The organism is Streptomyces sp. NPDC051172 (assembly GCF_040682555.1).
Lineage (GTDB): Bacteria > Actinomycetota > Actinomycetes > Streptomycetales > Streptomycetaceae > Streptomyces.
In genome coordinates this window covers 1-1,151 of the sequence record NZ_JBFBBE010000418.1, presented here as the reverse complement: position 1 = coordinate 1,151, position 1,151 = coordinate 1, and the positions used below count along the sequence as shown (strand labels likewise).

General features: G+C 51.6%; 1 protein-coding gene. It reads right to left on the bottom strand.

What is annotated here, in order from left to right; all coding sequences use genetic code 11:
• Positions 1-1,093, bottom strand: a 1,093-nt coding sequence (locus tag AB0N07_RS51595; RefSeq protein WP_365847993.1) for a DUF262 domain-containing protein, incomplete at its 3' end; no start/stop codon positions are given.
• Positions 1,094-1,151 lie beyond the last annotated feature (58 nt).

The following is a 1,151-nucleotide window of genomic DNA, read 5'->3' as shown; positions in this document are numbered from 1 at the left end:
GGGCCAGATTGGCCAATAGCAAGGGGGTGCCCTTAGATCCCGGATCAGGCTTCTTAATTTCTTCTTTGGTGAAAATTGGCACAAGTGTTCCCACCGCCGGATCTACAGGTTGTCCAGATATGAGAGAACGAGCACCCCGACGCCGAAGCAATAGGTCAAAACCGGCGGTCACAGCGGCGTTCGCTCGGCGGGGACGAGTGGCGAATAGATGAGGATCTACATGCTTGTCCACGCGTAGCGCCTGGTCGGTGTCGCCGTCTCGGATATCCCTAACCAGACGATTGAAATAAGATTCCGGCTTGCTCTGGTGCTCTTCTGCGAAAGTAGAAGTCCAAATCCAGCGCTCAATGGAAGTGCCATCTACAGGAGAGTTGAAATACACTAGGCTAAATAGAATTACACGTTGGGCCTCATAAGGGATATCGGAAAGGCTCCTGATCCCAAGATCGGACAAAAGGATTGCCATTTGGCTAAGAGCGCTGCGCATTTCTGATACTTCATTACTGAGTCCTCCAGGCCGCTTCGACAAGCCCTGAAGCTCAAGCACATCTCGCGCGCCCAGTGGGATTCCGGCCGCAATAGCTAAGAACCTAATTAACAACTCATCACTCAGACCCTCTAGGGATGTTCCCTGGAACTCTTCAATAATACTCCGGAACGTCTCCTCCAAATCAAAGCGCGACTGCCATGTCAATGCACGGACAAAATCAACGGAGGACAGGGGCGTTCCGCTGCTATTAACGCGCCGAAAGACTTCCACCACATCAGGAAGTTCTGCATTGGACAGTGTGATGATGGGAATTTGATAGTCCTGGAATGTTGAGTATAGATCGAGGGCCCGAGGGAGGATTTCCTCTCCATCTGGCAATGGTGCCATATTGGCCTGCACTGAAAGAAATCCTCGGCTGTCGAAGAGCGAACTCATGGGCACATTCCATGGCTGGAGATCCGCCTCCATGGACGAATGGAAAAACTTCTCCTGACGGGTATCGTAATGCACTTGATAAACAGGGTCGCTATCGGGGTTCTTCAGACAGCCATAGAGACTGGACAACCTCTGGGCTCCATCGAGGATTACTTCAAAACTCTCCAAGTCTTCTGCCGGCTCGGGAAATGTCGCTGTTCGGTACCCCGAAAAATATTCAGCCTAC